Origin of the sequence: Phenylobacterium aquaticum (assembly GCF_947378715.1) — a bacterium.
Classification (GTDB): Bacteria; Pseudomonadota; Alphaproteobacteria; order Caulobacterales; family Caulobacteraceae; genus Phenylobacterium; species Phenylobacterium aquaticum_A.
On record NZ_CANCLE010000041.1, the window covers coordinates 1 to 26248 of the forward strand.

Consider the following 26248-nt stretch of genomic DNA (forward strand, 5'->3'; position numbering starts at 1 on the left):
CACAAGCCGAAGGCCGCCCACAATTGGCGTGAGTTCCTGATCGAGATCGGGACCATCGTCTGCGGCATCCTGATCGCCCTGGGGCTGGAGCAGGCGGTCGAATCCGCGCACTGGGCCGAGAAGGTCCGGGAGGCCAAGAGCTCCATTCATCGCGAACTCGTCCAGGCCACGGTCTTCGGCGAAGAACGCATCCGTCAGCAGGACTGCCGGGAGACCTATCTCGCCGAACTGACCACCGCGATCATCTCGTCACCGGCCCATTGGACACCGCGTCCCAAGGTCTATTGTGGAACCGAACATGACAGCACCTATTCGGGGCTTGAGCGGCCTTGGCCCACCGAAACTTGGCGCTCTATAGTAGCTGAAGGCACGGTATCGCACTTCTCCGACACCTATCGTCGGCAGGCGCCGTTTGTCTTCAACTTCATCGAATTCATCAACAATCGCGCCCTTGAGGAGACTCAGGAGGCCTACAATTTGAACGCCCTTGACTACAAGATCGATATTACACCCGACGCCAAAATTCGCATTCTGAATTCCATCAGGAAGTTACGAAACCAGAATGAACTGGTTCCTCTGCTATGCCAGCAGCTGATCGGAGCCATTTCGGGTTTGGGCGAGAAGCCGTCCGAAGAAGAACTTGAGCAGACGCGCGCAAAGACGCCCTATTACCGAGGCGGCCTCCCCATGAAGCACGCCGCCCAACCCCGAGCGGGGTGAGGGCGCGCCGACGCTCCCCATCGCGCCTTGACCTTGAGATGACCCCCGTAGCGACGCAGGGATATAGGGCAGCAGGCCGGTTAGTCCGCCCTCCCCTCACCCCAACCCTCTCCGCGCAAGCGGGGCGAGGGAGCCCGCCCTGCGCACCGCCTAGCCCTCACCCCCTCTGGGAGGGAGGGTCGAGTGAGGGGGAATCAGGACGCCGGACTCGCTTCAACTTGACAAGAACAAATCACGAACATATGCTCGCGTCAAGGCCTATTCCATCGTGAATCCAACCCCTTACCCCCAGATCGCGAATCTGGAGGGAGACGGCCTATACCCCTACAACAGCCGCCTCAAATTCGCGGCTGCGCCGACCGCTACTTGGCGTACTGCGCCAGGTAGTCGGCCAGGCTCTGCGGGGTCATGTGCCGCGCGTCGGCCAGGTGCGAGACATTGCCGGCGTTGAGCAGCTTGTCGGTCTTGGGGTCGACCAGCAGCAGGCTGGGCACGCCCTCGAGGCGCTCGGTGATGCCGTAGTGAGCCGGAACCTGCAGGTTCTTGTTGAACCGGCCGACGTCGACGATCACCTCGACATAGTGCTTGTCGACGAACTTGTGCATTTCCGGCAGGTCCAGGGTGCCGGCCAGCACCCGGCAGTCGCCGCACCAGTTGCCGCCGAGATCGATGAGCAGCAGCTTGCCGGACTTCTTCGCCTGGGCCTTGGCCTTGGCGACGGCGGCGTCGGTGGCCTCAGGCGTGGCGGCCTCGTCATAGGGATAGGGCAGCGGGGTCTTCAGCTGGGCGTAGTCGCTGATGCTGACCTTGGGGGCCGGGACGCCGGCCTGGGCGGCGGCGCCGAGGTTGAGGGCGCCGAGGGTCAGGGCGGCCAGGGCGGCGATCAGGGCCGGGCGCGGGGTCATGCGGAGAACTCCGGAAACAGGACAGGTTGAGCCTTCCCTAGGCCTCGCCAATTCCTATTGAAACCCAGGAATTCAGGCCTGGGCGTCGGGTTTTCTAAAGGCTCCCAGCCAGGCGCCGGCCGCCTCGGCCACCGGGCGGGTGGCGTCCACATGGGTCCAGGCGATCTCGCCGACGTCGCGATCCAGCTGCATCTTCAAGGTGGCGACCGTGGCGTCGGAGGCGTCGCCGGTGCGGTGCTCGATCCGCGCGGCCAGCACCTCTACCGGTGCGTCCAGCCAGACAGCATGGAAGGGGACGCCGGCCTCGGCCGCCAGGGCTTCGACCCGCTGGCGCAGCTCCGGCTGGATGAAGGTGGCGTCCAGAACCACCGCGCGGCCGGCCGCCAGCAGGGCCCGCGCGTCGGCCATCACCGTGTCATAGACCTCGGCGTAGAAGCCCGGCGAATAGACGCTGGCCGGCAGGCGCGCCGTGGGGCCCACCTTCAGCAGCCGCTTGCGGATCTCGTCGGTGCGCAGGACCAGGGCGCCGGGCGAGGCGCCGAGCGCGGGGGCGATGGCGCGGGCGAAGCTGGTCTTGCCGCTGCCGGACAGTCCGCCCACCGCCGCCAGCATCGGCGGGTCGGGGCGCAGATGGGCCGCCGCCGCCGCCAGATAGGCGCGCGCCTCGGCGTCCTTGCCGGAATTGCCGCAGACATGGGCCCGGACCACGGCCCGCACCGACAGCATCAGCGGCAGCAAGGCCATGCCGGCCCGCAAGGCCTCGCCCCAGACCCGCGCGGCCTCGTCGAAATAGGCGGCGAGGATGTGGGCCGCCGCCCCCCGCTTGCCCCGGAAATCCAGGTCCATCAGCAGGAAGGCGATGTCGTAGAGCACGTCGATTTCCGACAGGGCGTCATTGAACTCGATGCAGTCGAACAGCACCGGGCCCTGCGCCTCCAGCACGATATTGCCCAGGTGCAGGTCGCCGTGGCAGTGGCGTGAGAACCCCGCCGCCCGGCGCGCCTCCAGCAGGGGCGCGCAGCGGTCGAACTCGGCCTCGGTCGTGGCGATCACCGCCTCGACCTCGGCGGCGCCCAGCCGGTCGGCCATGCCGCGCAGCAGCTGGGCGTTCGAATCGATGGTGTATTTCAGATTGGCCGCCCCGCCGCCTTCCAGACGCACCGGCGCCTGCGCATGGAAGCGGGCGACCCGGCGGCCGAGCGCCTCGGCCAGTTCGGCGTCCACCCGCTCAGGGCAGGCCGACAGCACCCGGGTCTCGTCGAACCGGCGCATCTCCAGCGCATATTCGACCGTGACCCCGAAGCCCTCCAGCTCCAGCCGGCCATCGGCGGCGCGGGTCACCCGGCGCACCCCGCGATAGATGTCGCCGGCCGTAGCCTGGTTGAAGGCCAGCTCCCGCTCCAGCGCCCAGCGCCGCTGGTCCAGGGTGGTGAAGTCCAGATAGCCCAGGTCGACCCTGCGCTTGACCTTGAAGGCGGTCCCCCCGGCCAGATAGACCCGCGCGCAGGCGGTCTCGATCACCGGGGTCTCGGCCCGCTGGGCGAACCAGGCGGCGACCTCGGCCTCCTCGCCAGACGGCGCGGCGGCTCCGCTCAAGGATAGAGCCGCTGGGTGGTCCAGCCCCCGTCGGCGCGGTCGAAGACCAGGCGTTCATGCAGGCGGAAGGCGCGGTCGCGCCAGAACTCGATGTGCTGCGGGACCACCCGCCAGCCGGACCAGTGCGGCGGCCGGGGCGCCTTGCCGAGGCCGAACTTCAACCCGTATTCGGCGATGCGCTTCTCGAAGGCCAGGCGGTCGGGCAGCGGCCGCGACTGCTCCGAGGCCCAGGCGCCCAGCTGGGCCGGCTTGGCCCTCGTCGCCCAATAGGCGTCGGCCTCGGCGTCGGTCACCGGCGTCACCGCGCCCCGCACCCGCACCTGGCGGCGCAGGGATTTCCAGTGGAACAGCAGCGCCGCCTGCGGGTTGGCCGCCAGCTGCTGGCCCTTGGCGCTGCCCAGGTTGGAATAGAACACGAAGCCCTCGGGCCCGGCGTCCTTCAACAGCACCATGCGCAGGTCGGGCAGGCCGTGGGCGTCGACGGTGGCCAGAGCCATGCCGTTGGCGTCATTGACCTCCTTGGCCACGGCGTCGGCCAGCCATTCGGCGAACAGGGCGAAGGGATCCTCGCCGGAGAGCGCCGGCAGGTCGGCATTGGCCACATGGCTCAGATAGTCCGCCTCGCTGGGGGAGGCGGGAATGGCGGGCTTGTCGGTCATGCCCCGCCTATAGCGCGGCCAGGACGCGGACGGCAGAGGCGATCTGATCTCGCCCCCTTTCTGCCCCACACTGGGCCTAGAGGCCCTGGCTTCCCACAACCTCCGGGGATAGGGATCAACCTGCCCCTGCGACCCTAGGTCCCGGGGCCAGCAGAGCTCAACCGGGATAACCACAGACTTATGAACGTGGTGCGCAACGAAGACATGGCCGCGGCCCGCCTGGCCCGATTGTCCCCCGATCTCGACGCCCGCATGGCCGAGATCGTCGACGCCCTGCTGGCCCTGGCCGGCGCGGCGCATCGGGACGCCGTGATCGATCGGGTCGCCCGCCAGCGCACCGGCCAGGCCGCCTCCCCGGGCCTGAAGGCCGAGCTGATCACCGCCTTCGACGTCCATTGCCAGGCCCTGCGCGCCCGGGGCCTCGCCCCCCTGGTCCACCGCCCGTTCGGCGATCGCTCCCTGCGCTGGGCCCTGACGCCCGAGGCCGACGACTATCTGCGCCGGGCGGTCCGCTAGGATGATGCGCGCCATCGTCGCCCTGCCGCTCGGGCGTTTCGCCCTGACCCTGGTCGCCTCCAGCTTCGGCCTCGGCCTGCTGATCGGCCTGATGGTCGCGGGCCCGCGCTAGAGGCCTTTCCTTCACCCGGCGAGCCGCTACATAGGCCCGGCCATGCTGCGACTGACCGAACTCAAGCTGCCGCTCGACCACGCGCCTCAGGACCTCGAGGCTGCGGTGCTGGAGCGGCTGGGCGTCGCCCCCGCCGATCTGGCCGGTTTCGAGATCGTCCGCCGCGCCCATGACGCGCGGCGCAAGGCGGCGATCCTGACGGTCTATTCGGTGGACGCCACCGTCACAGATGAGGCCGAGGTGCTGGCCCGCCTGGCCGGCGACCTCCGCGTCCTGCCGGCGCCGGATACGGGCTACAAGCCCGTCGCCCACGCCCCGTCCAACCTCACCACCCGCCCCATCGTCATCGGCGCCGGGCCGTGCGGCCTGTTCGCCGGGCTGATCCTGGCCGAGATGGGCTTTCGCCCCATCATTCTCGACCGCGGCAAGCTGGTGCGGGAGCGGACCAGGGACACCTGGGGCCTGTGGCGGCGCGGCGAGTTGAACCCCGAATCCAATGTGCAGTTCGGCGAGGGAGGGGCCGGCACCTTCTCGGACGGCAAGCTCTATAGCCAAATCAAGGACCCCCGGCATCTGGGCCGCAAGGTGCTGACCGAGTTCGTCCTGGCCGGGGCGCCGCCGGAGATCCTGACCGAAGCCCATCCCCACATCGGCACCTTCCGCCTGGTGACCATGGTCGAATCCATGCGCGCCAAGGTCGAGGCGCTGGGCGGCGAGTACCGGTTCCAGAGCCGGGTCGAGGACCTGCTGGTCGACACCGCCGCCGACGGCTCGCGCCGGGTGCGCGGCGTGGTGCTGCAGGACGGGTCGGAGATCGCGGCGGACCAGGTCGTGCTGGCGGTCGGCCACAGCGCCCGCGACACCTTCGCCCAGATGCTGGCGGCCGGGGTGTTCATGGAGGCCAAGCCGTTCTCGATCGGCTTCCGCATCGAGCATCCGCAGTCCTGGGTCGACCGCGCGCGCTACGGGACCAACGCCGGCCACCCGGACCTGGGCGCCGCCGCCTACAGCCTGTCGCACCACGCCGCCAATGGCCGCACGGCCTATAGCTTCTGCATGTGCCCGGGCGGCACGGTGGTGGCTGCCGCCTCCGAGCCGGGCCGCGTGGTCACCAACGGCATGAGCCAGTATTCCCGCAACGAGCGGAACGCCAATGCCGGCATCGTGGTCGGGATCACGCCGGAGAAGGACTATCCCGGCGGCCCCCTGGCCGGCGTCGCCCTGCAACGGCACTGGGAGGAACAGGCCTTCAAGGCCGGCGGCGGGACCTATGCGGCGCCGGGCCAGCGGGTCGGGGATTTCCTGGCCGGCCGCGCCTCGACCAGCCTCGGCGAGGTGATCCCCTCCTATCGTCCGGGGGTGACGCCGACCGATCTGTCGACCTGCCTGCCGGACTTCGCCATCGCCGCCATCCGTGAGGCGTTGCCGGTGTTCGCCCGCCAGATCCCCGGCTTCGACGCCGACGACGCCGTGCTGACCGGGGTGGAGACCCGCACCTCCTCCCCCGTCCGCATCACCCGGGGCAAGGATCTGCAAAGCCTGAACACCGCCGGCCTATACCCGGCCGGCGAAGGCGCGGGCTATGCCGGCGGCATCCTCTCGGCGGCGGTCGACGGCATCAAGGTGGCCGAGGCCGTGGCCAAGGCGATCGTCGGGGGCTGAGGCCGCCGCCTGCCAACAGGCTTAACGCGGCATTGACGCCCCGCCGGCCAAGATGGCCGGATGAGTTCGTCGGGCGGCATGGGCATCAAGCGGGCGCGGGAGGTTTTGCGCCTCTCGGCGTTCCACACCACGACCGAGCTGCGCCGCGCCTTCCGCGAGGCCGCCAAGCGCGCCCATCCCGACCGCAAGGGCGGCGACGCCGAGCGGTTCCGCGAAGTCGTCGAGGCCTTCCGCCTGCTGCAGGCCGCCGCCGTCGAGCGGGCCAAGGCCGAACATCGCATCATCCAGCCGCCGGTTGCGGCCCGGCCGCTCTCGCAGGGCTCCCTGACCCTGGCCATCTCGCCCCTGGTGGCCTTCGGAGGCGGGCAGTCCGATCACGTGCTTCCCGATGGCCGTCGCATCCGACTGACCCTGCCGGCCGGTCTGAGGGCTGGCGATCTGGTGCGGGCCGGTGAGATCGAGCTGACCGTGGCGGTGCGCGGCGATGGCGACCTGCTGGTGCGCGGCGACGATGTCTGGGTGACCGTGCCGGTCGATCAGCGCCTGCTGGCCGAGGGGGGCCGGATCGCGGTCGAGACGCCGCTGGGCCGCCGCGAGGTCTGGATCACCAAGAAGGCCGGCGAACGCGGCCTGGTCCGGCTGGTCGGCGAGGGCCTGCCCGCCCGGGGCAAGCGCCGCGAGGGCCACCTGTTCCTGCGCCTGACGCCCCGCATCGGCGAGGCCCACTCCGCCGCCCGCACCCTGTTGCGCCGCTTCGCCGCCGCCTGGGCCGCCTGACGCCGACGGGCTAGGCGCGCAGGCCCGCTCCCGCTAAAAGCCCCGCCATGTCGCACAACAGCTTCGGTCACCTGTTTCGTGTCACCACCTGGGGCGAGAGCCATGGGCCGGCCCTGGGCTGCGTGGTCGATGGCTGCCCGCCCGGCCTCAAGCTGACGGCGGAAGACGTGCAGGTCTGGCTCGACCAGCGCCGCCCCGGCCAGGGCAAGTTCGTCACCCAGCGCCAGGAGCCGGACGCGGTGAAGATCCTGTCCGGAGTGTTCGAGGACGATCGCACCGGCGGCCAGGTCACCACCGGCACGCCGATCTCCATGCTGATTGAGAATGTCGACCAGCGCAGCCGCGACTATGGCGAGATCGCCCAGGCCTTCCGGCCGGGCCATGCCGACTATGCCTATTTCGCCAAGTACGGCGTGCGCGACTATCGCGGCGGCGGACGGGCCTCGGCGCGGGAGACCGCCGCGCGGGTGGCGGCCGGCGCCGTGGCGCGCAAGGTGCTGGACGGGGTGACGATCCGCGCCTGCGTCACCCAGATCGGTCCCCACGCCATCGACCGCGCGCGCTTCGACTGGGACCAGACCGCTAAGAACCCGTTCTGGTGCCCGGACGCCGCCACCGTCGCGGTGTGGGAAGACCATCTGGAGAAGGTCCGCAAGGCCGGCTCCTCGACCGGCGCCATCGTCGAGGTCGAGGCGCTGGGCGTGCCGCCGGGCTGGGGCGCGCCGATCTATGGCAAGCTCGACGCCGAACTGGCCGCAGCCCTGATGTCGATCAACGCCTCCAAGGGCGTGGAGATCGGGGCCGGCTTCGCCGCCGCCGCCTTCTCCGGCGAGGACAACGCCGACGAGATGCGGGCCGGCGATGAGGGGCCGCTGTTCCTGTCCAACGCGGCCGGCGGCGTGCTGGGCGGCATCTCCACCGGCCAGCCGGTGGTGGCGCGGGTGGCCTTCAAGCCGACCTCGTCGATCCTGTCTCCGCGCCGCAGCCTGAACGAGGCGGGCGAGGAGATCGAGCTGCGCACCAAGGGCCGCCACGACCCCTGTGTCGGCATCCGCGCCGTGCCGGTGGTCGAGGCCATGACCGCCTGCGTACTGGCCGACGCCTTCCTGCGCCACCGCGCCCAGACCGGCGGCGGCGCCTTCGCCCCGGGCGGCGGTCCGCGCCGCTAGGTCCGGGCGCGAGCCGCCTGGATCGGGGGTCGAGGCGCTGCGTTCATTTGAGTTGACGCCCTTTGTCGCGCGCCGGTAATGAGCCCCACTCCGTGGATGGCTCAGGTTGATCGCGTGAGGTCGTCGGCGCGCCCCTGCGGGCGGTTTCAAGAGACCCTCTGACGAACGTGAAACTCGAAGCCCTCAAGATCCTGCTGGTCGATGACAACCACCACATGCGGGTGCTGTTGACCGAGATTCTGAGGGCCGTCGGGATCACCCATGTCTTCGAGGCCGGCGACGGCGCCGAGGCCCTGCAGACCCTGCGCACCCAGCCTGTCGACATCGTCATGACGGACCTGGCCATGTCGCCCCTGGACGGCATCGACTTCGTGCGGCTGCTGCGCAACGCCCCCGACAGCCCCAATCCGATGCTGCCCGTGATCATGATCACCGGGCACCTGACCGTGAAGCGGATCTGGGAGGCGCGCAACGCCGGGGTCAACGAATTCCTGGCCAAGCCGATCACCGCGCGCGGCGTGCTGGAGCGGCTGCAGCTGGTGATCGACCATCCGCGCCCCTTCATCCGCACCGACGACTATTTCGGTCCCGATCGCCGCCGCCGCGCCGATCCGGCCCACCCTGGCCCCTGGCGTCGCGCCGGCGACGAGCTCAAGCGCCTGACCGGCGTTTAGAGCCACCCCGGGCGAAGGGCGCCTTTTGGTGATCTTTCAGGGTTAATCGAAGGTTCCCGAAGGAGCCTGACCATGTCCCCTCTGCGCAAGACCGTCCCTGGCAAGATCGGCGGCCTGGTCCTGATCCTGGGCCTGGGTCTCAGCCAGTCCGGCTGCATCGCGACCGCGGTGGGCGTGGTCGCCGGCACGGCCATCGGTATCACCGGCAAGGCCGTGGGCATGACCGCCAAGGGCGCCGGCATGGCGGTCGGCGCCGTCCTGCCCCACGACCACAAGAAGGACGAGGCCCGGCGCTAAGCCAAATTGAGCGCGCAGCTCTCGCCGATGGTCGGCCGCGAGATGGCGATCCGGCACAGACCCGGGAAGCGCGGCTTCAGCTTGTCGGCGAAATAGAGACAGATGTTCTCCAGGGTCGGGCTCTCCAGCCCGGCGGCCTCGTTCAGGACCCCATGGTCCAGGCCGGCGGCCACGGCCTTCAGCGCGCCCTCCAGGGCGGCCAGGTCCTCGACCCAGCCGACCGGCGGCTTGGCGCGGCCGCGCACGGTCGCCTCCACGCGGAACGAATGCCCATGCATGCGGGTATAGGGGCTGCCCTTAGGGCCGCCGTCGGGCAGGAAGTGGGCCGCGTCGAAGGTCGCGGCCTGGGTGATCTCGAATTCGGGCTGGGTCATTCCGGGGAGGGCTTGAGGCGGCCCAGACGCTTGCGGGCGACTAGGGGATGCCGAGGTACTTGTGGGTTTGCACGCTTAAACGCCAGCGAGGGTGCGTGAGGCAATAGGCGATCGCCGCCTGCGTGTTCTCGACGCGGTGCGGACCGTCCATGGGCTGCAGCAGGAAGCGCTCGAAATCCATCGCCTCGAAGCGGGTCGGATCGACACCCTTCTGGGGAAAGACCAGCTTCAGCTCCTGGCCCCGGGTCTGGACGACCGGCGCCTGGGCCTTGGGGCTGACGCAGATCCAGTCGACACCGTCGGGCGCGGCCAGTGTCCCGTTGGTCTCCAACGCGATGGAGAAGCCCCGGGCGTGGAAGGCTGCGATCAGGGTCGTGTCGAGCTGCAACAGGGGCTCGCCGCCGGTGCAGACCACCAGCCGCCCCTCATCGCCGCCCTCCCACTTGGCGGCCACGGCGTCGGCCAGGATCTCGGCCGTGGCGAAGCGTCCGCCCCCCGGTCCGTCCAGACCGACGAAATCGGTGTCGCAGAAATTGCAGACCGCGGCGGCGCGGTCCTCCTCGCGGCCGGACCACAGATTGCAGCCCGCGAAGCGGCAGAACACCGCCGGCCGACCCGCCTGGCCGCCCTCGCCCTGGAGGGTCAGGAAGATCTCCTTGACGGCGTAGCTCACGACGCGGCCTCGGCGGCCAGGACCTGGCGGCCCGCCTGCGCCCACTGGTCCCAGCCCCGGGCCCGCAGCTCGCAGGCCGGGCAGGTCCCGCAGCCATGGCCCCAGGGGTGACGCTCGCCGCGCTCGCCGCGATAGCAGGTGTGGCTGTGCTCGAGGATCAGCTCGACCAGCGGCTCGCCGCCCAGCCGCTTGGCCAGGCCCCAGGTCTCAGCCTTTGTCAGCCACATCAGCGGCGTCTCGATGACGAAGTCCTGGGCCATGCCCATGTTGAGCGCGGTCTGCAGGGCGTCGAGGCTGTCGCGCCGGCAGTCGGGATAGCCTGAGAAGTCGGTCTCGCACATGCCGCCCACCAGGAACCGGGCCTTGCGCCGGTCGGCGAGCGCCGCAGCATAGGTCAGGAACACCAGGTTGCGGCCAGGCACGAAGGTGTTGGGCAGCCCCTTCTCGGTGATCTCGAAGGCGCGGTCGGCGGTCATGGCGGTGTCGCCCACAGCGCCGAAGCCAGTGAGGTCCAGCATGTGGTCCTCGCCCAGGCGATCGGCCCACAGCGGGAATTCCGCGAGGATCCGGTCGCGGACCACGGACCGCTGGGCCAGCTCGACAGCGTGACGCTGGCCGTAGTCGAAGCCGACGGTCTCAACGTGATCATAGCGATCAAGGGCCCAGGCCAGACAGACGCTGGAGTCCTGGCCGCCTGAAAACAGCACAAGGGCGCGGGAGGGGGCGCGGGAGGGGGAGCTCATCGCCCCCATATGCAACTTGCGCAGGGTTTTCGAAAGCCCGTGGAATGACGCGGGCGGCGGCCTTCCGCCGACCAGGAACAGTACGGCTCCCGGCTTGCGGTCGGCGCTCCCCCCAAGACCCGCGACAGCCGCGAATCTCTTCCCCAGCGTAAAGGATGCAAAGCCGTCAAAGAACGGCGCTCGTTTTTGTACGTCGCGTTCTAAAGCGCGCCATTTGAGCCACATTCACCATGTGGCGTGACTGATTCCGGATCAGTTATCGACCATCACAATTGACGCCGGCGTCAGCGAACGGGAGTTTCCCAACCGCTCGAGCGCCTCCCCGCGCCCGGGTTCTACTGCACAGAAGATCACCTGGGCGTCCAAGGGGTGGCCAACACCTCAGAGCCCTTTGGGAGGAATCATGACGCTATCCAATAGTCGCCGCCTGCGCGCCGCGCTGGCCGTCGGCGCTTCGGCCTTCGCCCTTTCCGCAGTCTCCGCGCCGGCCTTCGCCGCCGCCGCCGCCACTGCAGCTTCGGCGCCTGAAACGACCATGATCGAGGAATTGGTGGTCACCGCCGAAAAGCGGGAACAGAGCCTCCAGGACGTTCCGGTCGCCATTTCCGCCTTCACCAGCAAGACCCGCGACCTGGTCGGGATCAACTCCGTCCAGGACCTGACCAACTTCACGCCGGGCTTCGTCTATTCGTCGGTGAATGACCGCGCCAGCATCCGCGGCGTCGGCCGCCTGACCAACATCCATGCCGTCGACGGCGCCGTCGCCATCTATATCGACGGCCTCTACACGACCTCGACCGTGTTCGCCGGCGCGCCGCCGCTGTTCATCGACCGGGTCGAAGTGCTGCGCGGGCCGCAGGGCACGCTGTACGGCCGCAACTCCATCGGCGGCACCGTGAACATCGTCTCGGCCCGCCCGACCGAGAGCATGACCGCCGAAGTCCGCGCGATCGCCGAAAACTACGGCTTCACCAACCTCCAGGCCTACGTTTCCGGGCCGATCACCGACAATCTGAAGTTCCGCCTGTCGGGCTACAAGCTCGACCAGCGCGACGGCTACTACACCAACGTCAACGCCAACATGCCGACGGAGGGTTCGAAGCGGAACGAGTATTCCGTCGAGCTGCAACTCGAGGCCAAGCTCGGCGAACATGCCGAGGCGTGGTTGAAGTACGGCGTGCTGAACTGGGATAACCGCGGCGGCCCCGGCGCCCGCTCAGGCTATCTGGGCGACGCCTACGAAACCGGCCTGACGGACCCGAACTTCTCGGTCGTCTACAACCCGGTCCACGGCTACTCCACCGCGACCGGCGCCGGTGGCATCGTTCCCGGCAGCCTCCAGCAGTTCAACGGCGGCACGACGACCACCAATCCGGCCATGGCCGATTCCCACAAGATCAACACCAATACCCCGATCCATGTGGGCCTCACCGACGTCCATCTGCTGACCTTCAACTTCGCCTATCACTTCCCGACCTTTGACGTGAAGTATGTGACGGGCCTGCAGAACTACACCTATGACACGACGGGTGATCTGGATAACTCCAACGTCAAGTCGTACCAGATCCCGCTGGCCACTGGCTCGGCTTGCGGCAGCGTCCACACGCTGTTCAGCTTCGGGGTCTCCACCGTCGACTGTAGCCCGTTGACGGTTCAGGGCGTCGATACCTACGACTATTTCGAGAAGCCCAAGTGGTACAGCCACGAAATCGACTTCTCGTCGACCACGGACGGGCCGCTGCAGTGGATCGCCGGTCTCTATTATTACCACGACACCTATTCGGCGACGAACACCCTGGACGGCTACAACGCCGCCCAGACCCAGATGCTGACCCCGGTCCTCGGCGCCGCCAAGAACCCCACGGGCGCCTTCTCGATCTCGGAATATAGCCTGGTCACCGAGAGCCGCGCCGCCTTCGGTCAGATCGACTGGCAGGCCACCGACACCCTGAAGTTCACCGCCGGCCTGCGTTACACCCAGGACAAGAAGTATGGCGTTGAAGACAAGCGGGTCGTCTGCTTCTCGGACGTCTGCATGCCGGGCCTCTACGCGGCCCTGGGTCTCAACGGCTTCGGTCCTGGCACTGCCGCCAACTGGGGTAGCCTGCTGGGCAACCTCGGCGCGCTTCCCGCGGTCGGCAAGGCCTTCGGCCTGGGCAACGCCCTGGCTCCGCTCGGCGGCCTCGGCAACGGCGCCTTCGACCTGACCACGGCCCTCGCGCCCACCACGACTGCGGCCGGCGCCAAGGGCGTCACCGATCCCGTGGTCTGCAAGGGCACGGTCTGCACCCAGTACACCATCGACCCCACCACCGGGAACATGGTCCGCCACCTGGGCGACAAGTCCGACGCCTGGACGGGTACGCTGGGTCTGCAGTGGGACCCGATGGCCGGAACCATGGTCTATGGCCGCTATAGCCGCGGCTACAAGGCCTTTGGTCTGTCGGCCGGCAGCGGCCTCAACGAGCCTGAAGCGGCTTCCGAGTTCGTCGATTCGATCGAACTTGGTCTGAAGAAGAACTTCGGCCGCAGCCTCCAGGTCAACGCGGCGCTGTTCAACTACAGCTACAAGGACCTGCAGGCGCCCGTGTCGGTGCGGATCGGGGCGACGACTGTCACCCAGTTCATCAACGTCCCGGAATCGCGCTCGCGGGGTCTGGAACTCGACGCCATCTGGCAGCCGACCCAGGCGCTGCGGTTCATGGCCGACTACTCGTTCAACGACACCGAGATCACCAAGAGCGGCCTCTATGTCGACGTGAATGACAACGTCACCCCGGGCGCCGTCAGCGTGAAGGGCAACAAGCTGCCGCAAGCGCCGCGCAACAAGTTCGGCCTGAACGCCAACTACTCGTTCTTCCTGGACGCCGGCACCCTGACGGTCGGCGGCAACTATGTGTGGCGTGACAAGACCTACGCCAACATCTTCACCCAGACCTGGAATGAAGCCCCGACCTGGGATCAGGTCGACCTGCGTGCATCCTGGGCGCCGACCAGCGGCAAGTACACCCTCATCGCCTACGTCAAGAACGTCGGCGACACCGAGGGCTATGACGCCGCCGTGGCCGCATCTAACCGCAACGGCAATGTCCCGAACGGCGCCCGCAACTACGGCCTGACCCCGCCCCGGACCTACGGGATGGAACTGCACTACAAGTTCTTCTAGGTCCGACCTAGATTTCGACCCACGGAAGGGGCGCGCCGGAACTCGGCGCGCCCCTTTTTTCTTTTGCGCCTCGTCGGATGCGCCCAGCCCGGCTCGCACTCCTCGAACAGCTCGAATCGCGACGCTCGGCCATTATTTGAGTCATGGGTTTGGAAAGCTTGGCCACAGCCCGGCCTTCACCATTGATTCACAAACGGGTCAAAGAACGACGCTCGGTTTTGTACAGCCGATTTGAAAGCGCGGTATTTGAGCCACAATACAGCGTAAGCGAATATGATTCACGATAACTAATCGCCCATCACAATTGACGGGTGCGCAGGCGGACACGAGGTTCCGCGACGTTCGGACGCCTCCCCGCGTCCGAGCCTCATCAACACGCGCATCACGCGGGCATGGGCAGGGTGAACCAACACCCTCCTGCGCCTTGGGAGGATTTATGACGTCATTCAACAGCCTGCGGCTGCGCTCTGCGCTCGCCGTCGGGGTTTCCACTCTCGCAATCTCCGCCATGTCCGCCCCCGCCTTCGCCCAGGCGACGGCCCCGGGCGACTTCACCATCGAAGAACTGGTCGTCACCGCTGAAAAGCGCGAACAGGCCCTGCAGGACGTTCCGGTCGCCGTGTCGGCCTTCACGTCCAGCCAACGCGATGTGGTCGGCATGACCAACATCCAGGACTTCGTGAACTTCACGCCGGGCATGAATTATTCGGGCACCGACCGCATCTCGCTGCGGGGCGCCGGCCGCAACACCTTCTATGTCGGCAACGACCCGGGCGTGGCGACCTATTCGGACGGCTTCTATTCGGCCTCGTCGTCTGAGCTGTTCAAGACCCCGCTGTTCGTGGAACGCACCGAGATCCTGCGCGGTCCGCAGGGCACGCTCTATGGCCGTAACGCCATGGGCGGCGCGGTGAACACCATCTCCAAGCACCCGGCCCACGAGTTCGGCGGCGAGATCCGCGCGAGCTACGGCAATTTCGACCACTCCAAGGTCGAGGGCGTCGTCTCGATCCCGGTGGCGGAGCACCTGCGCTTCAAGATCGGCGGCAGCCAGGACGAACAGCGCGAAGGCTTCATCAAGAACGTCGGGACCGCCAATGACGGCGGCACCATCAAGCGCACCTATTTCGAATTCCAGGCCGAAGCCGAGCTGGGCGACAACGCCACGGCGTGGCTGCGCTATTCGCGGACCGGCTGGGACGACACCACCGGCGTGGGCGACCGTCTGTCCAACACCATCACGCCCTATGACACGACCCGCGTGTTCCAGCCGATCGGCGGCCTGCTGCCGAACCCGCAATATGGGTATGCGACCGCCAACCCCGGCGTGACCGACCCCTACAAGATGAACACCAACACCAACGGCTATGGTCAGCTGCGCGGCAACCACCTGCTGACGGCCCAGGTCACCTATGATCTCGGCTGGGCGGACCTGAAGTACATCGGCGGGTTCCAGCAGTACAACTACCAGACCGGCGGCGACTATGACGGCACGAGCCGCACCGCCGCGATCGCGATCCCCGGCATGGCGGTCCCCTACTATCCGGACCAGACCACCGACTTCAACGAACACAAGCGCTACTACTCGAACGAGATCAATCTGAGCTCGAAGGCCGATGGCCCGCTGACCTGGATTGTCGGGCTCTATCAGTACCATGAAGAGTACGCCCAGCAGATCCAGCTGGCCGATCCGCAGCAGACCCAGCTGGCCCAGCCCCTGACCCTGACCGGGGCGCTCGCCGCCGCCAATCCGTCGCGGGACTTCGTCGACCAGAACGCCCGGCTGACCAGCAAGGCCTATGCGGTCTTCGGTCAGGCGACCTACAAGTTCAACGACGCCTGGTCGGTGACCGGCGGCCTGCGCTACACCAAGGACCAGAAGGACGGCTACGAGTCCCAACGGCTGATCCTGCTGTCGCCGTCGGTGGCCTCTGGCTTCTTCGCCTTCGACGTCTCCAGCGACATGGACCCTGCCACGGCGGGCGTTCAGAACTTCCGCAGCATGTCCGGCAGCTGGGACGCCGTCACCGGCACCCTGGACGTCGACTGGACCCCGGACCACGACACGCTGTTCTACGGCAAGTACAGCCGCGGCTATAAGTCGGGTGGGTTCCTGCTCGGCACCCTGGCGCCGCAGCCGGAAGCCAAGCAGGAAGGCGTCGACGCCTTCGAGCTGGGCATGAAGAAGACCATCGCGCGCCGCCTGATCCTGAACAGCTCGCTGTTCTACAACGACTACAAGAACCTGCAGCTGAACCTGCAACAGCTGAACGCGGCGGGCACGACCTCGGCGAACAACTTCGTCAATGTCGACGCCCACGCCTATGGCCTCGAGCTTGAGGCCCAATGGCAGCCGATCCAGCCGCTGCAGTTCATCGCCTCCTACGGCTATCTCAACACCGAGATCACCCGCGGCTGCTGCTTCTATGACCCGGCCGATCCGTCGGCCCTGCTCTCCTCGGCCAAGCCGAAGGGCGGCACGGCCGTCACCAACGGCGTGCTGCTGGTGTTCCAGGACCTGAAGGGCTCGCAACTCTTCCAGTCGCCGGAGAACAAGTTCGCCTTCAACGGCAACTACACCTTCGACTTCACGCCGGGCTCGCTGATCCTGTCGGCCACCTACACCTGGACCGACAAGACCATCTACCAGCCCTTCAAGGATCCGGCCTTCGAGGTCCCGGCCTATGGGACCGCCGACTTCCGGGTGCTGTGGAAGGACGCCGACGAGAAGTACTCGGTCATCGGCTACGTGAAGAACGCCTTCGACGAGCAGGGCTACACCTCCACGGGTTCGACCAACCCGACGGCGGTGTTCGCCAACCCGAACCCCGGCCTGGTCGTGGGCGGCAAGGCCTACCTCCAGCAGACCGGCGTCGCGATCAATCGCGGCCTGATCCAGCCGCGCACCTTCGGCGTCGAGCTGCAGTACCGCTTCTAGACCCCGGGTTTCCTCCCCGGAACTTGCAGGGCGGCGGACCATTCCGCCGCCCTTTTTCTTGCCCGCGTCAGAACTTGGGCCGTTCAGGCGCCGTCGCTGGGGAATTTAACGTCTCTGCAAGCGCTTCTGCGCATTCTGGGTAGAAGTCGTTCAAGGCGTTCGCCCGTACATGCCGTCGCAAGAGTTCTTTTTCGAGCGCGTCACCAGTGAAATCCATCAGCAGATGGAGGGCGTGCTAGCGCTCGCCGAGCGTCTGGCCCGCCAGCCCCTGGGCGCCGACGCGCAGTCCTGCGTGGCCGGCGTCATCGAGGCCTGCGTCAATGTCCGCCAGATCGTCGCCTCGAGCATGGATCTGAGGAATGCGGCCGCCACCGGCATAGAGCTCAACCTAGCCCCGCACCGGCTGCGAGACCTGGTCGATGACCTGGAAGCGCGTTGGGGCGCCCGCGCCCGCGCCTCGGGCGTCACCCTGCTGGTCGCCTATGACGGCGATCCCGAAGCCTCGGCCCTGATCGACGCCCCGCGCACCATCCAGGCCTTTGACGGCCTGATCGCCCAGGCCCTGGCCGGCGTCCGTCGCGGCGCCGTGGAAGCCACTCTGAAGGCGGCCCAGGATGGCGACGTGATGCGCATCGAAGGCCGCGTCCGTGGCGGCGGCGATCGCAATCTGGGCGCCCGCGCCCTCGACATTCGTGAGATCGAGGCCCTGTTCGGCCTGGAGATCGCCCTGGCCTCGGCGCTTGGCCGCACCATACTGACCGCCCTGGGCGGTCATATCCGCGCCGATGACAATCGGGGCGGCGGCGAGACCCTGGTGTTCGACTTCCAGGCCGCCTGCGTGCTGGAGACTCCCGCCGACAACGGCACGGCCGGCGGCGAGGATGGCCGCAGCGCCCACATCCTGGTGGTCGATGACAACGCCACCAACCGCATGGTGGCCGAGACGCTCTGCGAGATGTTCGACTGCACCTCGGAAAGCGCTGTCGACGGCGTCGAGGCGGTCGAGGTCGCCAAGAGCGGGCGCTTCGACCTGATCCTGATGGATATCAAGATGCCGCGGATGGACGGGGTCACCGCCACCCGCGAGATTCGCCAGTTCGCCGGCCATGCCGGCCGTGTGCCGATCATCGCGCTCACCGCCAACGCCGATCCCGAGGACGCCGCAGGCTATCTGTCGGCGGGCATGAACGGCGTCGTGGAAAAGCCGATGAAACCCGAGAACCTGCTGCGCGCCCTGCAGGAGAACCTGGGCGGCGGGGCCCAGTCGGCCGCCGCCTGATCAGTCCCGGAGCCGCACGGTCACCTTGGCCGACAGGCCGGACCTGAGCTTCGCCACATCGGCCTGACCGGGGTCGAAGGTCAGCCGCACCGGCACCCGTTGCACGATCTTGGTGAAGTTGCCCGTGCCCGGCTCGAAGGGCAGCAGGGCGAACTCCGAGCCCGAGCCCGGGGCGAAGCTCTGCACATGGGCCTTCAGCTTCACGCCCGGCAGGGCGTCAACCCGCACGATCGCCGCCTGGCCCTGCAGCATGCGGTCGGTCTGGGTCTCCTTGAAGTTGGCGGTGACGTGCAGGGTCTCCATCGGGATCAGGGTCATGAGCCGGGCGCCGGGTTGGACGAAGTCGCCCGGATTGGCCTGGCGGTCTCCGACGACGCCGGCGATGGGCGCGCGGATCACCGCGTGATCAGCGTCTTGGCGGGCGAGATCGACGGCGGCCTGGGCCTTGGCTTCAGCGGCCCGGGCGGCGTCTATGGCGGCCATCAGTTCGCCCCGGCGATGGTCGGTGACCGTGGCCTGATCGCGGCTGACATCCAGGGCGGCGCGGGTCTTCGCCGCCGTGGCCGAGGCGCTCAAAGCATCGGCATGCACACGCTCGGCGTCGCGGCGCGCCACCGTGCCGTCGCCGACCAGGGCCTGGAAACGCGTCCAGTCGGCCTGGGCGCGGTCGGACTGGGCGTCGGCGGCGCGGATGTCGGTCTCGGCCTGGCGGGTCGAGGCGGCCGCCAGATGCTGCTCCGCGCCCAGCCGCGACAGGGCGGCCTGGGCCGAGGCCACCTGGGCCCGCGCCAGGGCCAGGTCACCCTGCGCTGAGGCCAGGCGGGCGGCGTATTCGGAGGGGTCCAGGCGGATCAGCGGCTGTCCGGCCACGACCTGCTGGTTGTCGACCACCAGCACCTGGGCGATCTGGCCCTTCACCCGGGGCGCGACCTCCGTGCGGTCGGTCTTGAGATAGGCGTTCTCGGTGGTCACCGAGGCCTTGGGGGCGCGCAGCCAGACCACGCCGAGGGTCGCAATCACCACGGCGACGCCCAGCACCAGCAACGCGCGGCGGGACGGCCGACGGCGGGTGGTGACCTGCCCGACCTGTGGCGGCGCGCTATCGAGGGTGGCGGCGCTCATCGCTCGAACACCAGCAGGGTGCTGGTGGCGGTGGCGTAGAGCCGCCCCTCCAGATCGGTCAGCCGGCCCTCGGCGAAGGCGGCGCGGCGGCCCATGGAGATCACCTTGCCCTCGGCGCGGATCGGGCCGGTCGTCGAGGTCAGGGCCCGGTGATAGGCGACCTTCAACTCCAGGGTCGTATAGCCCTGGCCGGGCTTCAGCTTGGAATGCACCGCGCAACCGACGCAGGAGTCCAGCAAGGTGGCCGCGAAGCCGCCGTGCACCGTGCCGATGGGATTATAGACCCCCTCATGCGGGGTCGCGCCGAACACCACGCGGCCCTCCTCGATCTCCACATGGTCGAAGCCCATGGTCTTGCCCATGCCGGACGGGGGGCGGCTGGGGTCCTGGAAGATGGCGCGCAACTGCTCGAGGCCGTTGGGCGCTTGGGTGTCCTGGATCAGGGTCTCGGTCGTCACTTGGGTCAGGCCTTCTGGGGAGGAATGTCGGACGGAGAAGATACGTCGGTCAGGCCCATCCGCGCCTTCACCCGCGCGCGGGCATCGGACAGCAGACGGTCGGAAAACTCTCGATCGGAGACCGCGCGCGCCAGCGCGACGGCGCCGGCCATTTCCGCCACCAGCGAGCCCGCGAGGGCGTCGCGGTCGCCCGCAGCCCCCACGGTCAGACGGCCCGATATGGAGGAGATCAGGGATTTCACGCCGGCGTCGAAGGCGGCGCGCGCGGGCTCGCCCTGTCTGGGGAGGTCGTTCGACAGGGTGGCGATGGGACACCCACGCTCGGGCGCGTCGCGATGGGCGGCCGAGACATAGTTGTCCACGAAGGCGGAAAGATAGTCGGTGTCAGAACGGCCCTCGCCCAGGCGCTGGAAGCGCCGGCGGCTGCGGTCAAAGGCGTGGCCGATCGCGGCCCCCACCATCTCGTCCTTGGATTTGAAGTGGGCGTAGAAGCCGCCGTGGGTCAGGCCGGCCTGGGCCATGACCTCGGCCACGGCGACCCGATCCGGTCCCTGGATCCTCACGGCGGCGGCCGCAGCGTCCAGCAGCTTCTTCCGGGTCTCTTCCTTGTGCGTCTGGCTATAGCGCATCGTCGCATCCCGCTTTATATGATGGACATAATACTATGATCCGCGAGGCGCAAGGCCGACCATGTCCGACACATCCGCCACTGCCGCCCCGGTCAATCCGGCCGCCTTGCCCGAGCGGCTGAAGATGATGATCTTCGCCATGATGGCCTTTGGTCAGTTCATGGCCCTGCTGGACATCCAGATCGTCGCCGGGTCGCTGGGCTCGATCCAGGCGGGCCTGTCGGCGGGCCCCGACGAGATCGCCTGGGTGCAGACCGCCTATCTGATGGCCGAGATCGTGATGATCCCGCTGGCCGCCTTCCTGTCCCAGGCGATCTCGACGCGCTGGCTGTTCACCGCCTCGGCCGGGCTGTTCACCCTGTCCAGCCTGATGTGCGGCATGGCCTGGGACATCAATTCGATGATCGCCTTCCGCGCCCTGCAGGGTTTCGTCGGCGGGGCCATGGTGCCGACGGTGTTCGCCACCGGCTTCGCCATGTTCGAGGGGCCTAAGCGGGCCATGGTCCCCGCGATCCTGGGGATCACCTCAACCCTGGCTCCGACCCTCGGTCCCAGCGTCGGCGGCTGGATCACCGACGTCGCCGACTGGCGCTGGCTGTTCTTCATCAACCTGATCCCGGGCCTGGCCATCACCATCATCCTGCCGCTGCTGGGCAAGGTGGACGAGGCCCAGCCCCAGATGCTCAAGCGCATCGACTGGCTGCATGTCGGCTCTCTGGCGGTGTTCCTGGGCGGGCTGCAATACATGCTGGAGGAAGGCCCCCGGCACGAGTGGTTCAATGATATCGGGGTGGCCAGCGCCGCCTGGCTATCCTTCGTGGGCGGCGTCGTGTTCTTCGAGCGCAGCTTCTTCTCGACCATGCCGGTCCTCAAGCTGACGCCCTTCCGGCGACCAACCTTCGCCATGGCCTGTGTGCTGAACCTGGTGATCGGCTTCGGGCTCTATTCCGCCACCTATCTGACCCCGGTGTTCCTGGGGCGGGTGCGGGGCTTCTCCAGCCTGCAGATCGGCGGCACGGTGTTCGTCACCGGCCTGACCATGGCCTTCGCCGCCCCGATCGCCGCCAGGCTCTCCACCCGGGTCGACGGCCGCTATGTGATCGGGGTCGGGTTCAGCCTGTTCGCGCTCGGCCTTTGGATGTTCTCGACCATCACCCCGCAATGGGGGTTCTGGGAGCTGTTCGCGCCCCAGGCGGTGCGCGGCTTCGCGATCCTGCTGTGCATCGTGCCGGCGGTCGGCATGGCGCTCAACGGGGTCGCCCCGTCAGAACTGCGCTACGCCTCGGGCCTGTTCAATCTGATGCGCAATCTGGGCGGGGCGATCGGCATCGCGGTGGTCAATACCTGGCTGCAGGATTTCGGCCGCATGCACGCCGCCAGCCTGGGCGCCCAGATGGGCGAGCACGCCGCCACGGGCCAGGCCGTGGTCTCGGGCCTCACCGCCTATGCCCGCCAGTTCACGCCCGACGCCGGCTACGCCCTGTCTCTCGCCCAGAGCCAGATGGCCCGCATCGTCGGGCGGGAAGCCACGACCCTGGCCTTCGCCGACACCTATCGGCTGATGGCCTGGGCCTTCCTGGCGGCCCTGCTGATCGTGCCCTTCTGCCGTCCGGCGCCGACCAACGCCCCGCCGCCCTCGGAACATTGAGCCGCCGGCGCTTTAGCCCTGGCGGCAGACTGGGCGGCGCGTAAGCTGGCGCAAAGTCCGGGGGGAACACACGCATGCCATCGCTCTACGAACGCTTCGTCCTGCCCGGGCTCTTGAAGTGCGCCTGCTCCTCCCCGCCGATGATGAAGCAGCGGGCCAAGGTCGTGCCGCGCGCCGCCGGCAAGGTGCTGGAGCTGGGCATCGGCATGGGCCTGAACCTCGCCTATTACGATCCCGGCAAGGTGGATTCGGTGTTCGGCGTCGACCCCGCCCCGGAGCTGCGCGCCATCGCCATGGCCGCCCCACGCCCTCAGGGCCTGAAGGTGGAGGTCGCCGACGGAGTGGCCGAGGACATGCCTTTCGCGGACCAGGCCTTCGACACCGTGGTCTGCACCTTCACCCTGTGCTCTGTGCACCGACCGGCGGCGGCCCTGGCCGAGGCGCGCCGGGTGCTGAAGCCTGGCGGGCGGCTGCTGTTCTGCGAGCACGGCCTGGCCCCCGACCCCGACGTCGCCAAGTGGCAGAGGCGGATCGAGCCGATCTGGAAGCGGATGGCCGGCGGCTGTCACCTGACCCGGCCGGTGGCTGCAGCGATCGGCGAGGCCGGGTTCAGGCTGGACTGGCTGGAGACCCTCTACGTGCCGAACACGCCCCGGATCGCAGGCTGGAATGAATGGGGCGCGGCCCTGGCCGCCTGAGGAGCCAAGATCATGATCCGCATCGGCCTACTGGGCGCCTCGCGCATCGCTGTCACCGCCGTCATCGGGCCCGTGGCGGAGCACCCCGCCTTCGCGGTCACCGCCGTCGCCGCCCGCGACCCGGACCGCGCCCAGAGCTACGCCCTTGCCCACGACATCCCCCACGTGTCAGCCGACTACGAGGCCCTGATCGCCCGCGACGACGTCGACCTGATCTATAACGGCCTGCCTCCTGCCGGCCACGCCGCCTGGACCATCGCCGCGCTCAAGGCCGGCAAGCCGGTGCTGTGCGAAAAGCCCTTCGCCCGCGACGCCGCCGAGGCGCGGGCCATGGTCGAGGCGGCCGCCACGGCGGGCCTGCCGCTGATCGAGGCCTTCCACTACCGGTTCCACAATGTCACCCGCCGGGCCGAGGCCCTGGTCCGGTCCGGGATGCTGGGCAAGATCACCCGCGCTCGCGCCCTGTTCCAGGTCTCGATCCCGCGCGACCTCGACGACCTGCGCTGGCGGGCCGACCAGGGCGGCGGGGCCCTGATGGACCTCGGCTGCTATCCGCTGCACATCCTGCGCACCCTGATCGGCGAGGAGCCGGTGGTGACGCAGGCCGAAGCGACCTTCGTGGACGGGGTGGATTCGGAGCTCAGCGGGCGCCTGGCCTTCCCGGGCGGGGCGGTGGCGGAACTGTCCTGCTCCATGACCCCGGACGCGCCCGGCGCCAGCGTGGTGCTGGAGGGCGAGGCGGGCCGGCTGGAGATCCTCAATTTCCTGGCGCCCCAGATGGGCTGTCGGTTCACCACCACGATCGACGGCGAGACCACGGCCCATCCGACCGACGGGCCGACCACCTACCAGGCCCAGCTGGCCCATGTGCGTGAGGTGCTGCGCGACGGCGTGACGCCGCTCACTGGCGGGGCGGATGCGATCGCCAATATGGCGGCGATCGACGCGCTCTATGCAGCGGCGGGGCGCTGAGCCGCCGCCAGGCTTGGCCGGATCAGAGCTGCCAGATCAGAGTTGGTTGTACTCGCCGCAGCGGCACTTCACGACGACGTCGCGCATGGCTTCCGGGCCGTCGGCGGCCAGGATCGGTTCGCCGCAGGCGCCGCAGGTGAAGGCGGTGCGCGAGGGGTCCTCACCGGTCATGTCGATCACGACGGCGTCGACCAGCGAGCGGCGGCCGACGAACAGGCTGGGGAACACGCGAAGGGAAGTCATGATCATGGCGGCAAACTCCATACATCACATCGACGCCCGACCGGGGCCGCGTGACAGGGGTTTATGACTGAAGAATGCTGCAATGCAATGACAACCGCAGCGGTTAACGACAAGGGATTGTGGATGATGCGATTGCGGGCGCCCTCTGCGCCGCAGCAAGGCGTCTGAACGGACCTTCCTCGCCGGGCAAGCGAAGCCTTTCGCCGTCCCGGCGATCGCCCGCACGGCGCCTCCACAGCGACCGCGCGCGATCTAATTTCGCCCAATCGCGAACTTCGCATGGGTTGGACTTGCAACTATCCCGCGCGGTCATCCAAGGTTGAGGAGAATCGCGGGCCACACGGCGCCGCTGTCCTGGGGGGACCTTGTGACCGCACCGACGCTCGATCAGATTCAGGGGGCCCTGCTCTATCCTGACCGCTTCTGGTCCGGAGGGACCGTCACCTATTCCATTCCGACCACGGGCAGCCTGTGGCCCGGTTATGACCCGGGCGACGAACCGGAAAACGCCGACTATGGGGTGGCGACCTCCGACCAGGCCGACCGCATCCGGATGGCCATGGCCCTGTGGGACCGGGTGGTGAACATCCGCCTGCTGGAGACCAACGACGTCTCCAATCCCGGCCAGATCCGCGTCGCCTTCACCGACGTCAATGACTACACCAACAACCCCGACACCGGCGCCTACGCCTATGCGCCGCCGCTGAATGGCGGAACCGGCGGCCCGTGGAATGGCGATGTCTGGCTGGACGCCGACATGAAGTCGTTGAACTTCGTCGACCGCACCTTCGAATATATGACGCTGCTGCACGAGATCGGCCATGCGCTGGGGCTGAAGCACCCCTTCGAAGGCGACATCACCCTGCCCACCGACTACGACACCACCCGCTACACGGTGATGTCCTATACCGACTACAAGGACGGGGTCTGGGTCGACATCGAGAAGGTGAACGGCGTCGACAGCCTGGTTCAGCGCTATGTGAACCCCTACACCCCGATGGTCTTCGACATCGCCGCCCTGCAGGCGCGCTATGGCGCCGACACCACCACCAACGCCGACGACACCACCTACACCATCATCTCCGACCCGGTGATGCGCACCTTCTATGACGCCGGCGGGATCGACACCTTCGACCTGACGGCCCACACCCGGGGCTCGATGATCGACCTGACGCCCGGGTCCTATTCCTCGACCGCCTATTGGTCGGCGGCCGATCAGGCCAAGTACTGGACCGACCTGCATCCGGACATGGCGGCCTCCATCGCCCAAGTGTTCGCCGACCCCAAGATCTACACCTGGTCCAACAATCTGGGCCTGGCCTACGGCACGGTGATCGAGAACGTCAAAGCCGGGTCCGGCAACGACACGGTGATGGGCAACGACGTCGACAATGTCCTGGAGGGCAATGGCGGCCAGGACTATCTGCGCGGCGGGGCCGGCAATGACACCCTGTTGGGCGGCGACGATTTCGACGACCTCAACGGCAATACCGGCAATGACACCGAATATGGCGGCAATGGCGGCGACTGGGTGGTCGGCGGCAAGGACAACGACGTCCTCTACGGCGATGCCGGCGACGACATCGTCTATGGCAATCTGGGCAATGACACGATCAGCGGCGGCGACGGCGCCGACTGGGTGCGCGGCGGCCAGGGCGATGACAGCGTCTCGGGTGGGGCCGGCGATGACCTGCTCTACGGAGACCGGGGCAATGACACGATCTCTGGCGGCAGCGGAGCCGACAGCTTCCGCAGCTTCGGCGACGCCGGGATCGACCGGGTGATCGACTTCAACCGCGCCGAGGGCGACCGGGTGATCCTCGATCCCGGCACGACCTACACCGTGGCCCAGTCCGGCGCCGATGTGGTGATCTCGATGACCGGCGGGGCCCAGATGATCCTGGTGGGGGTGAGCCTCTCCGGCCTCGCCGACGGCTGGATCACCGTAGGCTAGGGCGTCGTCCTAGACCCAGCGATCCCGCGAGCGCTTCAGGGCGGCGATGACCTGGGCCGACAGGGCGGCCGCGCGGCTGGCGACCGCATGGGCGTCATCGGCGGTCGGGAACAGCCCCAGCGGCAGCTTCACGCCCTCGGCGGTGACGATGTCCGCGCGCCAGTCCCCTTGGCCGGAGGGCTGGATGCTGAGGGCGAAATCGTGATCGGCCGCGAGTTCCATTTTGAAGCGCTCCCCTGGGGTTCGGGGGTTGCGCCGCAAGGA

Annotated in this window: 25 protein-coding genes; 14 read left to right on the forward strand and 11 right to left on the reverse strand. The window is 68.1% G+C overall.

The window, feature by feature from the left end:
- Positions 1-720 (forward strand): hypothetical protein (locus tag Q7P21_RS07560; RefSeq protein WP_304176480.1); only part of this gene is annotated, 720 nt, incomplete at its 5' end.
- Positions 721-1082: 362 nt separating this feature from the next.
- Here the strand turns inward: Q7P21_RS07560 and Q7P21_RS07565 are convergent.
- The 3 genes from Q7P21_RS07565 to pdxH all read right to left on the reverse strand — a co-directional run bounded on the left by Q7P21_RS07565 (position 1083) and on the right by pdxH (position 3880).
- Entirely contained in the window at positions 1083-1625 is a 543-nt protein-coding gene (locus Q7P21_RS07565; RefSeq protein WP_304172014.1) for a thioredoxin family protein, read from the reverse strand.
- A 72-nt stretch (positions 1626-1697) separates the two neighbouring features.
- Positions 1698-3221 (reverse strand): bifunctional aminoglycoside phosphotransferase/ATP-binding protein, encoded by a 1524-nt coding sequence (locus tag Q7P21_RS07570; RefSeq protein WP_304176482.1) that lies wholly within the window; start codon positions 3219-3221, stop codon positions 1698-1700.
- On the reverse strand, positions 3218-3880 hold the full coding sequence (gene pdxH / locus Q7P21_RS07575; protein ID WP_304172018.1) for a pyridoxamine 5'-phosphate oxidase: 663 nt from the start codon (positions 3878-3880) through the stop codon (positions 3218-3220). The genes Q7P21_RS07570 and pdxH overlap by 4 nt, the downstream gene beginning before the upstream one ends.
- Before the next feature lie 180 nt (positions 3881-4060).
- Between pdxH and Q7P21_RS07580 the strand changes: the two genes are divergently transcribed.
- The 6 genes from Q7P21_RS07580 (at position 4061) to Q7P21_RS07605 (ending at position 9087) form a co-directional block, all read left to right on the forward strand.
- Entirely contained in the window at positions 4061-4396 is a 336-nt protein-coding gene (locus tag Q7P21_RS07580) for a hypothetical protein (RefSeq protein ID WP_304172020.1), read from the forward strand.
- Positions 4397-4550: 154 nt separating this feature from the next.
- The gene (locus Q7P21_RS07585; protein ID WP_304176483.1) at positions 4551-6170 is read left to right on the forward strand and encodes an NAD(P)/FAD-dependent oxidoreductase; all 1620 of its coding nucleotides are present in this window, start codon (positions 4551-4553) and stop codon (positions 6168-6170) included.
- Between the two features lie 60 nt (positions 6171-6230).
- Positions 6231-6947, forward strand: a complete 717-nt coding sequence (locus Q7P21_RS07590; RefSeq protein WP_304176485.1) for a J domain-containing protein — start codon at positions 6231-6233, stop codon at positions 6945-6947.
- A gap of 47 nt (positions 6948-6994) precedes the next feature.
- The gene (gene aroC / locus Q7P21_RS07595) at positions 6995-8116 is read left to right on the forward strand and encodes a chorismate synthase (RefSeq protein WP_304166638.1); all 1122 of its coding nucleotides are present in this window, start codon (positions 6995-6997) and stop codon (positions 8114-8116) included.
- Between the two features lie 167 nt (positions 8117-8283).
- A complete protein-coding gene (locus tag Q7P21_RS07600; protein WP_304166635.1) occupies positions 8284-8790 on the forward strand; it encodes a response regulator in 507 nt (168 codons plus the stop codon).
- Positions 8791-8862: 72 nt separating this feature from the next.
- Positions 8863-9087 carry a hypothetical protein gene (locus Q7P21_RS07605; protein ID WP_304166632.1) on the forward strand — a complete coding sequence of 75 codons (225 nt, stop codon included), beginning with the start codon at positions 8863-8865 and terminating at the stop codon, positions 9085-9087.
- Here Q7P21_RS07605 and Q7P21_RS07610 read toward each other — a convergent pair.
- From Q7P21_RS07610 to queC, 3 genes are read right to left on the reverse strand one after another with little or no spacing between them, the layout of a single operon-like run.
- Positions 9084-9461, reverse strand: coding sequence for a 6-carboxytetrahydropterin synthase (locus Q7P21_RS07610; protein WP_304166630.1), 378 nt, complete (start codon positions 9459-9461; stop codon positions 9084-9086). The two genes, Q7P21_RS07605 and Q7P21_RS07610, sit on opposite strands and share 4 nt — an antisense overlap.
- A 40-nt stretch (positions 9462-9501) precedes the next feature.
- The gene (gene queE / locus Q7P21_RS07615; protein ID WP_304166627.1) at positions 9502-10134 is read right to left on the reverse strand and encodes a 7-carboxy-7-deazaguanine synthase; all 633 of its coding nucleotides are present in this window, start codon (positions 10132-10134) and stop codon (positions 9502-9504) included.
- A complete protein-coding gene (gene queC / locus Q7P21_RS07620) occupies positions 10131-10877 on the reverse strand; it encodes a 7-cyano-7-deazaguanine synthase QueC (protein WP_304166624.1) in 747 nt (248 codons plus the stop codon). The genes queE and queC overlap by 4 nt, the downstream gene beginning before the upstream one ends.
- Before the next feature lie 403 nt (positions 10878-11280).
- Between queC and Q7P21_RS07625 the strand changes: the two genes are divergently transcribed.
- From Q7P21_RS07625 to Q7P21_RS07635, 3 genes are all read left to right on the forward strand, one after another.
- Positions 11281-14043 (forward strand): TonB-dependent receptor, encoded by a 2763-nt coding sequence (locus tag Q7P21_RS07625; protein WP_304166621.1) that lies wholly within the window; start codon positions 11281-11283, stop codon positions 14041-14043.
- A gap of 436 nt (positions 14044-14479) precedes the next feature.
- Positions 14480-16981 (forward strand): TonB-dependent receptor, encoded by a 2502-nt coding sequence (locus tag Q7P21_RS07630; protein WP_304176488.1) that lies wholly within the window; start codon positions 14480-14482, stop codon positions 16979-16981.
- 169 nt (positions 16982-17150) lie between these two features.
- The gene (locus Q7P21_RS07635; protein WP_304166616.1) at positions 17151-18260 is read left to right on the forward strand and encodes a response regulator; all 1110 of its coding nucleotides are present in this window, start codon (positions 17151-17153) and stop codon (positions 18258-18260) included.
- Here the strand turns inward: Q7P21_RS07635 and Q7P21_RS07640 are convergent, their stop codons facing one another.
- The 3 genes from Q7P21_RS07640 to Q7P21_RS07650 are packed head-to-tail and all read right to left on the reverse strand — an operon-like array spanning position 18261 to position 20469.
- Positions 18261-19382 carry an HlyD family secretion protein gene (locus tag Q7P21_RS07640; RefSeq protein ID WP_304176490.1) on the reverse strand — a complete coding sequence of 374 codons (1122 nt, stop codon included), beginning with the start codon at positions 19380-19382 and terminating at the stop codon, positions 18261-18263. It abuts the gene before it with no gap.
- Positions 19379-19840, reverse strand: coding sequence for a PaaI family thioesterase (locus Q7P21_RS07645; protein ID WP_304166609.1), 462 nt, complete (start codon positions 19838-19840; stop codon positions 19379-19381). Before Q7P21_RS07645 ends, Q7P21_RS07640 begins: the two co-directional genes overlap by 4 nt.
- A gap of 5 nt (positions 19841-19845) precedes the next feature.
- Positions 19846-20469: a TetR/AcrR family transcriptional regulator gene (locus tag Q7P21_RS07650; RefSeq protein ID WP_304166607.1), complete on the reverse strand. Its 624-nt coding sequence runs from the start codon at positions 20467-20469 to the stop codon at positions 19846-19848.
- A gap of 61 nt (positions 20470-20530) precedes the next feature.
- Here Q7P21_RS07650 and Q7P21_RS07655 point away from each other — a divergent pair, with 61 nt between their 5' ends.
- The 3 genes from Q7P21_RS07655 (at position 20531) to Q7P21_RS07665 (ending at position 23787) form a co-directional block, all read left to right on the forward strand.
- Positions 20531-22117 (forward strand): DHA2 family efflux MFS transporter permease subunit, encoded by a 1587-nt coding sequence (locus Q7P21_RS07655; RefSeq protein WP_304176492.1) that lies wholly within the window; start codon positions 20531-20533, stop codon positions 22115-22117.
- A 74-nt stretch (positions 22118-22191) separates the two neighbouring features.
- Positions 22192-22815, forward strand: a complete 624-nt coding sequence (locus Q7P21_RS07660) for a class I SAM-dependent methyltransferase (RefSeq protein WP_304166601.1) — start codon at positions 22192-22194, stop codon at positions 22813-22815.
- Between the two features lie 12 nt (positions 22816-22827).
- Positions 22828-23787 (forward strand): Gfo/Idh/MocA family protein, encoded by a 960-nt coding sequence (locus tag Q7P21_RS07665; RefSeq protein WP_304166598.1) that lies wholly within the window; start codon positions 22828-22830, stop codon positions 23785-23787.
- A gap of 36 nt (positions 23788-23823) precedes the next feature.
- Here the strand turns inward: Q7P21_RS07665 and Q7P21_RS07670 are convergent, their stop codons facing one another.
- Positions 23824-24036 carry a hypothetical protein gene (locus Q7P21_RS07670; RefSeq protein WP_304166595.1) on the reverse strand — a complete coding sequence of 71 codons (213 nt, stop codon included), beginning with the start codon at positions 24034-24036 and terminating at the stop codon, positions 23824-23826.
- A gap of 361 nt (positions 24037-24397) precedes the next feature.
- Here Q7P21_RS07670 and Q7P21_RS07675 point away from each other — a divergent pair, with 361 nt between their 5' ends.
- Positions 24398-25984 (forward strand): M10 family metallopeptidase, encoded by a 1587-nt coding sequence (locus tag Q7P21_RS07675; protein WP_304166592.1) that lies wholly within the window; start codon positions 24398-24400, stop codon positions 25982-25984.
- 9 nt (positions 25985-25993) lie between these two features.
- On the opposite strand, the gene Q7P21_RS07680 is transcribed toward Q7P21_RS07675, so the two are convergent.
- On the reverse strand, positions 25994-26206 hold the full coding sequence (locus Q7P21_RS07680) for a hypothetical protein (protein WP_304166589.1): 213 nt from the start codon (positions 26204-26206) through the stop codon (positions 25994-25996).
- Positions 26207-26248 lie beyond the last annotated feature (42 nt).

Bases quoted from the DNA above. Each gene is read 5' to 3' on its own strand.
- Q7P21_RS07565 (WP_304172014.1), bottom strand. From the start codon at position 1,625: ATGACCCCGCGCCCGGCCCTGATCGCCGCCCTGGCCGCCCTGACCCTC.
- pdxH (WP_304172018.1), bottom strand. From the start codon at position 3,880: ATGACCGACAAGCCCGCCATTCCCGCCTCCCCCAGCGAGGCGGACTAT.
- Q7P21_RS07580 (WP_304172020.1), top strand. From the start codon at position 4,061: ATGAACGTGGTGCGCAACGAAGACATGGCCGCGGCCCGCCTGGCCCGA.
- Q7P21_RS07585 (WP_304176483.1), top strand. From the start codon at position 4,551: ATGCTGCGACTGACCGAACTCAAGCTGCCGCTCGACCACGCGCCTCAG.
- Q7P21_RS07590 (WP_304176485.1), top strand. From the start codon at position 6,231: ATGAGTTCGTCGGGCGGCATGGGCATCAAGCGGGCGCGGGAGGTTTTG.
- aroC (WP_304166638.1), top strand. From the start codon at position 6,995: ATGTCGCACAACAGCTTCGGTCACCTGTTTCGTGTCACCACCTGGGGC.
- Q7P21_RS07605 (WP_304166632.1), top strand. From the start codon at position 8,863: ATGTCCCCTCTGCGCAAGACCGTCCCTGGCAAGATCGGCGGCCTGGTC.
- Q7P21_RS07610 (WP_304166630.1), bottom strand. From the start codon at position 9,461: ATGACCCAGCCCGAATTCGAGATCACCCAGGCCGCGACCTTCGACGCG.
- queC (WP_304166624.1), bottom strand. From the start codon at position 10,877: ATGAGCTCCCCCTCCCGCGCCCCCTCCCGCGCCCTTGTGCTGTTTTCA.
- Q7P21_RS07625 (WP_304166621.1), top strand. From the start codon at position 11,281: ATGACGCTATCCAATAGTCGCCGCCTGCGCGCCGCGCTGGCCGTCGGC.
- Q7P21_RS07630 (WP_304176488.1), top strand. From the start codon at position 14,480: ATGACGTCATTCAACAGCCTGCGGCTGCGCTCTGCGCTCGCCGTCGGG.
- Q7P21_RS07635 (WP_304166616.1), top strand. From the start codon at position 17,151: ATGCCGTCGCAAGAGTTCTTTTTCGAGCGCGTCACCAGTGAAATCCAT.
- Q7P21_RS07640 (WP_304176490.1), bottom strand. From the start codon at position 19,382: ATGAGCGCCGCCACCCTCGATAGCGCGCCGCCACAGGTCGGGCAGGTC.
- Q7P21_RS07650 (WP_304166607.1), bottom strand. From the start codon at position 20,469: ATGCGCTATAGCCAGACGCACAAGGAAGAGACCCGGAAGAAGCTGCTG.
- Q7P21_RS07655 (WP_304176492.1), top strand. From the start codon at position 20,531: ATGTCCGACACATCCGCCACTGCCGCCCCGGTCAATCCGGCCGCCTTG.
- Q7P21_RS07660 (WP_304166601.1), top strand. From the start codon at position 22,192: ATGCCATCGCTCTACGAACGCTTCGTCCTGCCCGGGCTCTTGAAGTGC.
- Q7P21_RS07665 (WP_304166598.1), top strand. From the start codon at position 22,828: ATGATCCGCATCGGCCTACTGGGCGCCTCGCGCATCGCTGTCACCGCC.
- Q7P21_RS07670 (WP_304166595.1), bottom strand. From the start codon at position 24,036: ATGATCATGACTTCCCTTCGCGTGTTCCCCAGCCTGTTCGTCGGCCGC.
- Q7P21_RS07680 (WP_304166589.1), bottom strand. From the start codon at position 26,206: ATGGAACTCGCGGCCGATCACGATTTCGCCCTCAGCATCCAGCCCTCC.